At 75.6% G+C, this 9,578-nt stretch carries 9 protein-coding genes and 1 pseudogene; all 10 read right to left on the reverse strand.

All coding sequences use genetic code 11. The features are described from left to right. Positions 1-93: 93 nt before the first annotated feature. Positions 94-990 carry a fumarylacetoacetate (FAA) hydrolase gene (locus ACWGB8_RS36365; protein WP_452217948.1) on the reverse strand — a complete coding sequence of 299 codons (897 nt, stop codon included), beginning with the start codon at positions 988-990 and terminating at the stop codon, positions 94-96. Positions 991-1,086: 96 nt separating this feature from the next. Further along, positions 1,087-2,364 carry a pyridoxal phosphate-dependent aminotransferase gene (locus ACWGB8_RS36370; RefSeq protein ID WP_452217949.1) on the reverse strand — a complete coding sequence of 426 codons (1,278 nt, stop codon included), beginning with the start codon at positions 2,362-2,364 and terminating at the stop codon, positions 1,087-1,089. Next, on the reverse strand, positions 2,364-4,184 hold the full coding sequence (locus ACWGB8_RS36375) for an AMP-binding protein (RefSeq protein ID WP_452217950.1): 1,821 nt from the start codon (positions 4,182-4,184) through the stop codon (positions 2,364-2,366). Before ACWGB8_RS36375 ends, ACWGB8_RS36370 begins: the two co-directional genes overlap by 1 nt. After that, positions 4,181-5,317 (reverse strand): Glu/Leu/Phe/Val dehydrogenase dimerization domain-containing protein, encoded by a 1,137-nt coding sequence (locus ACWGB8_RS36380; RefSeq protein WP_452217951.1) that lies wholly within the window; start codon positions 5,315-5,317, stop codon positions 4,181-4,183. The genes ACWGB8_RS36375 and ACWGB8_RS36380 overlap by 4 nt, the downstream gene beginning before the upstream one ends. Before the next feature lie 87 nt (positions 5,318-5,404). Continuing rightward, a complete protein-coding gene (locus ACWGB8_RS36385) occupies positions 5,405-5,968 on the reverse strand; it encodes a type 1 glutamine amidotransferase (RefSeq protein ID WP_452217952.1) in 564 nt (187 codons plus the stop codon). 91 nt (positions 5,969-6,059) lie between these two features. Continuing rightward, a complete protein-coding gene (locus ACWGB8_RS36390) occupies positions 6,060-6,872 on the reverse strand; it encodes an amino acid kinase family protein (RefSeq protein ID WP_452217953.1) in 813 nt (270 codons plus the stop codon). Next, the gene (argC, locus tag ACWGB8_RS36395; protein WP_452217954.1) at positions 6,869-7,945 is read right to left on the reverse strand and encodes an N-acetyl-gamma-glutamyl-phosphate reductase; all 1,077 of its coding nucleotides are present in this window, start codon (positions 7,943-7,945) and stop codon (positions 6,869-6,871) included. Before argC ends, ACWGB8_RS36390 begins: the two co-directional genes overlap by 4 nt. Then, positions 7,942-8,793: an ATP-grasp domain-containing protein gene (locus tag ACWGB8_RS36400; RefSeq protein WP_452217955.1), complete on the reverse strand. Its 852-nt coding sequence runs from the start codon at positions 8,791-8,793 to the stop codon at positions 7,942-7,944. Before ACWGB8_RS36400 ends, argC begins: the two co-directional genes overlap by 4 nt. A gap of 104 nt (positions 8,794-8,897) precedes the next feature. Next, a complete protein-coding gene (locus ACWGB8_RS36405; protein ID WP_452217956.1) occupies positions 8,898-9,077 on the reverse strand; it encodes a lysine biosynthesis protein LysW in 180 nt (59 codons plus the stop codon). 131 nt (positions 9,078-9,208) lie between these two features. Next, positions 9,209-9,578, reverse strand: a pseudogene (locus ACWGB8_RS36410) (isopropylmalate synthase); the annotation flags it as partial.

A 9,578-nucleotide genomic window follows, 5' to 3' on the forward strand; every position in this document is an offset into this window, starting at 1 on the left:
GAGAGGCCCCGGCGGCCGTGCCCGGTCGCGGTCGGGGCGCGACCGGCCGACCCGGGAGGAGTCCGGCGGTGGTCGGAGCACGACCGGCCGGGCTCAGGACGCGACCGGCTGCTCCACCGGGACGTAGCGGATCGCGTTGGCCAGCTCGACCCCGTGGCTCTTGACCGCGATCGACACCCGGTCGCCGTCGGCGATCCGGAAGCCGTCGTGGAAGCTCGCCTTGTCGGCGCCCAGCAGGACGTAGTTGACCAGCCCGGGCCGGCGCACCGCCGGGTAGCTGAACAGGTGCTCGGCCATCCGGCGGGCGGTGAAGTACAGGGCGTCCTCGCCGCAGTCGAAGTCGCCCTCCCAGGCCGTCCGCCCGTCGCGCTCGATGGTGACCCGGCCGTTGACCGCCTTCGGCGGCTCGCCCAGGAAGAGCCACGGCGTGATCGAGGTGTCGGACAGCTTGCAGTACGGGTTCCAGCCCGGGTTCCTCAGGTGCAGCCCGATGTCGCACAGGTCGTTGGCGAAGGTGTAGCCGGCGTAGTGCGGCTGCCCCTGCGCGTCGTTGACGTAGACCAGCGCCACCTCCGGCTCCTCGATCAGCGCCACCGCGGAGGCCGGCACCACCAGGTCGTCACCGGGCAGCCGCAGCCAGGAGCCGAACCCCTTGAAGAACCAGTTCGGCGGCACGAACTCCTCGCCCTCGGTGGGCTCGCCCTCGAACTTGGAGCGGTGCGTGCGCATGAACCCGCTCAACAGCGCGTCCCCGGTCACCGCCGGCAGCAGCGGCGGCAGGAACCGCAGCCCCGGGTCGTCGGCCGGCACCGCCACCCCGGGCCCGGCGGCCACTGCGGCGGCCAGCTGCGCGCCGCTCCCGCCCGCCGCGACCGCCTCCCGCAACTGCCCCTCGCCCACCCGGTGCAGGCGCAGCGGCTCGCCCGCGCCCGGCAGCCCGAGCCCCGCGTACCGCTCGCCCTCGTACTCGACCTCGAAGAGGATCGACATGCTGATCGGCCTCCTAGCCGTTCTCGACAATCCATCGGTAGCTGTCGTGCAGTGCTGTTCCGCCCGGCCCGGCGCGGGCGGCGACCGTCCGGGCGGTCACTCCGGACGGCCGCCGAGCGCGGCGAGGGCCTGCCCGGTGTGCGCCAGCGCGTCCCGGATCCACGGCAGGGCCACCGGGTCGGCGGAGTCCAGGGCCGCCCGCCGCTGCTCGTCGGTGCTGCCGTAGAGACGGCTGGTGGCCGCCCGCAGCCGCAGTGCCCCCGGCTCCTCGCCGAACGCGCTGCCGGGCAGCACCCCGATCCCGTGCCGCTCCAGCAGCAGTTCCACCAGGGCGTCGCCGGTGCGGATCCCGTGCTCGTGTTCGAGCCGCGCGCGCAGCGGCTCGAAGTCCGGATACAGGTAGCAGGTCGCCCGCAGCGGGGCGAGCAGGGCGCCCGCCGCGGTGAGCTGCCCGGCCAGCGCCCCGGCGACCGCCGCGTGCAGGCGCCGTGCCGCGCCGATGAACGCGATCAGCTCGGGCGGCTCGTCGAAGGCGTACGCCGCCGCGGCCTGCACCGGGGCCGGCGGGCTGGACCACAGCTGGCTGGCCACGCCGACCAGTCGCCCGTGCAGGGCGGCGCCCGCCCCGCCGAGCGGCAGGCGGGCCGCGCCGGTGCGCCAACCGCCCAGCGCCAGGCTCTTGGTGAGGCCGGTGGTCACCACCGTCCGCTCGGGGGCGAAGGCGGCGGGCGAGACGGCCGGCGCCGACGGGTCGAAGACCAGCTCGTGGTAGATCTCGTCGGAGATCACCACCAGGTCCAGGTCCCGTGCGGCCTCGGCGAGTTCGCGCACCACCGCGGGGGAGGCCACGGTGCCGGTCGGGTTGTCCGGCACCGTCACCACCACCGCGCCCACCTGCCGCCCGCGGGCCCGGGCGGCGACCACGGCAGCCCGCAGGCGCTCCGGGTCGGGCACCCCGCCGTGGCCCGGCCGGACCGGCACCGGCAGCGGCTGCACCCCGGCGAGCCGGGCCTGCGCCCCGTAGCTGACCCAGCCAGGCACCGGCACCACGACGTCCCCGCCGACCGCCAGCAGGACGGCGAACAGCAGCGCCTTGCTGCCGGGCCCGGCCACCACCCGTCCGGCGTCGGCGGGCACCCCGCGCCGGCGCCACCAGCCCGCCGCGGCCTCCCGCAGTTCGGCGCTGCCGGCCACCGGGCCGTACGCGCCGAGCCCGGCGGCCGCGGCCAGCCGCTCCCGCAGGGCGGGGTGCACCGGTAGGCCGATCTCGCCGCTGGCCATCACCAGGACGCGTTCGCCGGCCGCCCGGCGGCGGGCGAGCAGTTCGTCGGCGGCCAGCGTGGCGGAGACGGACACCGCGACCTGCGGCGCCATCACCGCCCCCCGTCCGCCGCGGCCGCCGAAGCCCCGTCCGCCGAGTCCGCCGCCGGTGCGGAGTACCGGGCCCGCAGCTGCGCCTTGCGGACCTTGCCGGTGAGGGTCTTCGGCAGCCGCGCCAGCACCTCCACCCGGCCCGGTACGAACAGGTCGCCGTACCCGGCGGCGCGTACCGCCCCGGCCAGCTCGGCGGGTGTCGGTGCGGGGCCGCCGGGCGCGGCGACCACCACGGCGAGGATCACCGCGTCCTGCTCCCCGCCGTCCGGTGCCGCCTCCGGTGCCGCCTCCGGGGGCAGGCCCACCAGCGCGGCCTCGGCCACCGCCGGGTGCCGGGCCAGGGCGGCCTCCAGCTCCACCACGGGCACGATCCGCCCGCCGCGCCGGATGGCGTCCTTGGCCCGCCCGATGATCCGGATGCCGCCCGCCCCGTCGTGCCGGGCGAGGTCCCCGGTGTCGAACCAGCCGTCCGCACCCAGTTCGGCCGCGTACACGTCGTCCCGCTTGTAGTAGCCGAGGCACTGGCCGGCGCCGCGCACCCGCAGCCGGCCGGAGCCCGCCGGGTCCCCCGGCACCCCGGTCGGGTCTATCCGGACCTCCATGGCGTCGATCGGCCGCCCGTTGCTGTGCGCCGCCCAGTCGAACGGCTCGGCGGGCCGGGTCACCGTCACCGGACCGTTCTCGGACATGCCCCACAGCGAGTACGTCCGGGTGCCCAGCGTCTCCCAGAGGTCGTCCACCAGGTACGGCAGCACCTGCGCCGAGCCGATCACCACCCGCCGCAGCGAACCGACGTCCCGCGGTTCGGCCCGCTGCGCGTCGCGGACGTCCGCCAGGGTGGCCGGCGGCCCGTACAGCAGGGTGGCCCGGTAGCGCTCCACGAGGTCCAGCAGCGCCGGGTTGTCCCGCTCGTCCTGGAACACCGTGGTCCCGCCCAGCAGCACCCCCGCCAGCACGCCCTGGACGAAGCCCGAGTAGTGCACCAGCGGCGTGGAGACCGCGGCGACCAGCCCGTCGTCCAGCGCGAAGGTGTCCACGTACCCCCGGGCCGCGGCGTGCAGGGTGTTCTGACTGTGCAGTACACCCTTGGACTCGCCGGTGGTGCCCGAGGTGAACAGCACCACGAACGGGTCGTCCGCCCGCAGCGCCAGGTCCTCCGGCAGCGGCGTCCGCTCCCGCTCCGCGGCCCGCGCCGAGACGAGCGCATGGAAGTCCGCCGCGCCCTCCGGCACCGGCCCGCCGACCACCAGGACGTGCTCCAGGGCCGGCAGTTCCGGGCGCAGCCCGGCGATCACCGGGGCCAGCGGCTCGCCCTGCCAGTCCGGGACGGTCACCGCGACCCGCGCCTCGGTCAGCCCCAGCCGGTGCCGCAGCTCCTCCTCCGGGCAGATCGGCGAGATCGGGCAGATCACCGCCCCGACCGCCGCGCAGGCGAAGATCAGCGGCACCATCTCCCACCGGTTGGGCAGCTGGACCGCCACGAAGTCGCCGCGCCGCACCCCCAGCTCGAGCAGGGCGGCGGCGAAGCGGTCGGTCAGCCGGTTCAGCTCGGCGTAGTCCAGGGTGTCGGTCCGGGCGCCGGAGATCCGCCGCCCGGCGATCGCCAGTTTGCGCGGACGCAGCCGGGCCTGGCGCCGCAGGTCGTCCAGGAACGTCCCGTCCCGCCACCAGCCGCGCTGCCGGTACCAGACGGCGAGGGCCGCTTCGCCCTCGGCGGCCGACGGCCGGGGCGGCACCGGGCCGGACGCCGCCCCGAGCTCCGGCGCGGGGCCGGTCGGAGTGCCGGCCGCAGGCTCGCCCGCCGTCCCCGCCGCCGTCACCGGCGGTCCTGGCGGCGGGCCGCCAGCAGGGCCGGCAGCGGGTCGCCCGCCGCACCGGCCGCGATCTCCAGCAGGTCCCGGGTGTTGTCGCGCACCCGGTCGCCGATCCAGTCGAACACCCACTGCTTGCGGGCGTCGCCCGGCAGCTCGAACGGCACCGTCCGGGTCAGCGCCAGACCGGCCGCCGCCGCGCCGCCGACGTTCGCCACCACGTCCGGCACCAGGGTCACCCCGGCCGCCGCCAGCTTCGCCTTCGCGTCCGCACTGGACGTCAGGTTGCCGCCCTCGACCACCAGCGCGGCCCGCACCCGGTGCGCGTTGCCCGCGTTGACCGCGTCCTTCTGCGCCGCCAGCACCAGGATGTCGGCGTCCACGTCGAGCCAGGCGTCCGGCTCCGTCGACACCGTGACGCCGTCGGGCAGCCGGGCGTGGTCGATCCGCCCGAACCCGTCCGTGACCGACAGCAGTTCGGCGACCGGCAGCCGCTCGGCGCTCACCGTGCCCCGCACGTCGGCCACCGCCACGATCCGGTGGCCGCGGTCCTCCAGGAACTGCGCCACCGCCCGCCCCACCGTGCCGAAGCCCTGCACCACCACCCGCGCCGACTCGCTGCGCCCCAGCACCTCCAGCGCGGTCACCGCCGACACGCCGACCCCGTGCCCGGTGGCGTCCACCAGCGGCTCGTAGTAGGTGCGCCACGGGTACGGCAGGCCCACCCGGCGCTGCGGGTCGTAGCCGGCCTCGGCGAAGAACACCGCGCGGTCGGCGGGCGTGACCCCCAGGTCGCAGCCCAGGTGGATGCCGCCGTGCAGCAGCGGCGCGACGGTGCGGCCGAAGCTGCGCAGGGCCTCGTCGCGCTGCTCCTCGGTGGCGACGATGCCCGCCTTGGCCCCGCCGATCGGCAGGCCGACCAGGGTGAGCTTCTCGGTCATGCCGCGGGCCAGGCCGCGCACCTCCTCCTCGGTGACCGAGGCGGTCAGCCGGGTGCCGCCCATGGCCAGCGAGTTCTCCAGTGAGTCGACGACCACCCAGCCCCTGACCGGGCTGCCGGCGCCGTTCAGCGACACCACGAAGGCCGGGTCCTGCTCCTGCGCGCCGCTTGCGGCCGCGGGGTCGATGTCCACAATGCTCATCTCAGTGCACCTCAGATCGATGGTTCGACGGTTCGACGGTTCGGTCGAGCGTTGGTCCGGTGGCGACGGGCCGCGCGGGGCGGCCGGTCAGCCGATCAGGTCGACGAAGCCCCGCAGGATGTCCAGGCCGTCGCGGCGGAACTCCAGATGCGCCTGCGAGCCGTAGACGCGGCCGTCCTCGGAGCGGATGAACTCCACCGGCGCGTCCTGCGACCAGCCGATGGTCCGGAAGCCGGGCGGCGCGTCCTGCAGGTAGAGGGTGTGCCGCTGGAACAGCGACACGGTCGGCCGGGCGTGGGCGAACAGCGGGTCGTCGGTCTTGAGCTGCACCTCGTGGGCGCCCACCCGCTGCCCGCCCTCCTTCAGCTCCGCGCCGGCCGCGGTCCCGATGATCTGCATGCCGCCGCAGATCCCGAAGACCGGGACGGAGGACTCCGTGACCAGTCCGATCAGCCGCCGGTAGAAGCCGCCGTCGAAGGCCCGGACCTTGGTGCCGCTCAGGGCCAGCGCCTGGTAGCGGCCGTCCAGCCGCGCGGGCAGCTCGGTGACGTGCACCGGGTCGGCCACCGCGCCCAGCGCCTCGAAGCGCCGGCAGAGCTGGTTCAGCGAAAGGGTCCCGTTGTTGACCACGAGTACCCGGGGAGACGTCACGTGCGCCTGCTCCTTTCAAGTGCTCCACACCACCTGGTCGTGCCGCGGGGCGGGCCGTCCGGGGACGGCCGCACGGCCCGCCCGGCGGCGGTCAGTCGCGCGTGATCACGGTGCCGGTGCCGCCCGAGAGCAGCTCCGACACCGGCGCGTTGCCGATGATCACCCGCGGCACGCCGCGGTCCAGTGCCTCGCCGGCCGCCCGCAGCTTCTTGCGCATTCCGCCGGTGGCGCCGCGGTCGCGGAAGTCCGCGGCCTCCTTCGCGGTGAAGTGCCGCACCGGCTCGCCCTCCACCAGCACGAACGGCACGTCCGTCACCAGCGCCAGCGCCCCGGCCCGCGCGCCGCCGGCCACCGCCGCCGCGGCGCGGTCGCCGTCGGTGTTGACCACCCGCCCGTCCGGGTCCCGGGCCAGCGGGGTGACCAGCACGCTGCGTCCGGGGGCGAGCCCCGCCGCGCGCAGCGGAGCGGGGTCGACACCGGTGATCGGGCCGACCAGGTTGTCCAGTTCGACCAGCTCCTGGCCCCGCCACCACCAGCGCTCGCCCGGCCCCGCCTGCAGCAGTCCGTCGCTGCCGGTCAACCGGGCCGCCCGCACGCCGCGTTCGGCGAGCCGGCCGAGGACGCCCGCGCCCAGCTCGGCGCTGACCACCGCGATGTCGGCCAGCACCTCGGGCGTGGTCCACCGGCTCTGGTTGCCGTACCGGTCGCGCAGCAGCGCCGACGGGTCGCGGTAGCGCTCGTGCAGCCGGCGCAGCGGACGCGACCAGCCGTGCACCAGCACCACCGGCCCGCCGCGGGCGAGCGCGGCCAGGTCGTCCCACCACGCCGCGGACAGCTCCTCCAGGCAGCTGCCGCCGAGCTTGACCACCGTGGCGGCCGCTCCGGGCTCCCCGCCGCCGCTCATGCCGGCAGCACCGGCTGCATGGTCAGCCCCGTCTCCTCGGGCAGCCCGTAGCGCAGGTTCAGCGCCTGCACGGCCTGCCCGGCCGCTCCCTTCACCAGGTTGTCCAGGGCGCCCAGGACGACGATCCGGCCGCCCTCGGGGTCGTGCAGCACCGTCACGTCGCAGTAGTTGGACGCGAGGACGGCCTGCGGGTCCGGCACCGGGATCGCCGTCTCGTCCGGGCGGCGCACCCGCACGAAGCGGTGGCCCTTGTAGAACCGCAGGTAGGCGCGGGACAGCGTGCGCTGGTCGACCTCGTCGTTGGTGAACACGTAGCTGCTGGTCAGCAGTCCGCGCACGTTCGACACCCCGTACGCGGACATCGACAGCGAGCCGATCCGGCCCGGCTTGCCGCGCTCCAGGAAGTCGGCCACCTCGGCGCCGTGCCGGTGCCCGGTGGGGGAGTACGGGGCGATCGCCCCGCTGCGGAACGGGTGCAGGTCGGCGGTGCGCAGGTGCAGGCCGCCGCCGCTGGAGCCGCTCTTGCCGTCCACCACGACCTGGCGCAGGTTCAGGCCCAGGCCGAGGACCAGCGGGGCCAGGCCGAGGGTGATGGAGGTGGCGTAGCAGCCGGGCAGCGAGATCAGTGCGGCGCCGGCCAGCTGCTCCCCGATCAGTTCGGGCACCCCGTAGACGAAGCGGTCGGCGAGCTGCTCGGAGCGGTCGACCTTGGGGTACCAGCGCCGGTGCCGTTCGGGGGAGCGGATCCGGAACGCCCCGCTGAGGTCGACCACCGACTCGACCCGGTCGGCGAGCGCGGCGGCGAGTTCCGCCGAGGCGGGGGCCGGGGTGGACAGGAACACCGCGTCGCAGCGCTCGGCGATGACGTCCGGGTCGGGCCGCTCGATGGTCAGGCCGAGCTCCTGGCGCAGGCCCGGGTGCAGCTCGGAGGGGCGCCGCCCGGCGCTGGCGTTGCCGCCCAGGAAGGTCGGCTCCAGGTGCGGGTGCTGCAGGACCAGCCGCAGCAGCTCCCCGCCGGCCAGACCGGAGGCGCCGATGATGCCGACCCGGATCGGTTCGCGCGGCGCGCTCATCCGAGCACCTCCCGCAGGTGGCGGCCGACCGCCCCGGCGACGTCCGCCCCGGTGACGCCGGCCACCGCCCGGAACCCGGGCGCGTGGTTGACCTCGTTGACCAGGTAGCCGGACCCGGTGCGGAACAGGTCGACGCCGTAGATGCCGGGGCCGAGGACGCCCAGCACCCCGTCGACGATCGCCTGCACGGCCGGGTCGTGGGCGAGCGCCCGGTTGCGGTGGTTGCCGAGCGCCGCGTTGTTGCGCCAGTCCTCGCCGCCGCTCTCGAACTCGGCGGCGCCGACGATCTCGGAGCCCACCACCAGGCAGCGCACCGAGGTCGAGCCGAGATACGGCTCCACCAGTGCCGCCTGCTCGAAGGCGTGGCCGAGGTCCTCGATGTAGTCGTACACCGACTGCGCGGTGTCCGCGTCGCGCAGCAGGGTGACCCGCTTGCCGAGCCCGCCGAAGACCGGCTTCAGGACCAGCGGCAGCGGGAGTTCCTCCAGGGCGCGCGTGAAGTCCTTGCGCGAGACGACCAGCCGGAAGTCCGGTACCGGTACGCCGGCCGAGCGCAGCAGGGAGCGCAGCGCCAGCTTGTTCTCGCAGGCGTGGATCGCCTCGGGGCTGTTGAGCACGGGGATGCCGGTCTCCGCCGCGGCGGTCGCCAGCAGGCCTCCCCGGGTGTAGCTGCGGCTGCGGACCAGCAGGGCGTCGAAGCCGCTGAGCGACTCCGGGCCCGGTGCGCCGAGGCACAGCGATTCGTCGTTGACCCATGCGAGATGCAGTCCGAACTGCGGTGCGGCTTCGATCAGCCGGCGTTCCTCCCAGCTGATCCGGTCCGCGACGACGGCGATTCTGCCGCCCATACGTGCCTTCCTCTCGATCGGGGCCGCCCTGCGGGGGCAGCCCTGGTACCGGCCCGGGGCGTGTCCGACGGCCGGCGCGCGGCGGGGACCGTCGGACGCGCGCCCTACTGGCCCCAGTCGCGCAGCTGGACCTCGACGGTCTCGAAGGTGAGGACACCGTCCTCGACGGCCTCGACCCGGAGCGTCAGCAGGCACTCGGGGCAGGAGACGGTCTCGCCGACGACCAGCGGCGGCGTCTTCAGGTCGGTCTCGCACTCGGGGCACGATCCGGTGAGCAGCGACACGGTGTTCTCCTTCTCTGGCGGGTCGGTCTCTCGATGGGTCGGCGCGGGGGGTTCGGTGCAGGGGGTTCGGTACGGGGGGTTCGGCGCGGGGGTGCCGTGCGTGGGCGGCGGGCGGCGCGGCGGGCAGGTGCTCAGCCGGCCCGGTAGCCGGCCGCGAGCTCGCGGATCGCGTCCCGGTCGAGCGGCGGCCGGCCGTCGCGCCGCTGGCGCTCGGTGAGCCAGGCGCTGAACGCCTTGGTGTCGATCTCCAGGCCGGAGCCGTCCAGCGCCCAGTCGACCAGCGCCGGGCTGAGCCGCGAACGCACCAGCAGCCCGCGGGTGTTGCCGACCGTCTCGGGCGGCAGCGTCTCGTACGCGGCCGGGTGGGTGAGCTGGCCGGGCAGCTCGTAGGCGAAGGCGTGGTGGCCGGTCGGACCGGACAGGAAGCCGCCGTCGAGCCCGGTGGTGCCGGTGCTCAGCACCGCGTCGGTCAGCGCCGTCAGGTGGGACAGGTCGTAGCGG

It is taken from the genome of Kitasatospora sp. NPDC054939 (genome assembly GCF_053610105.1).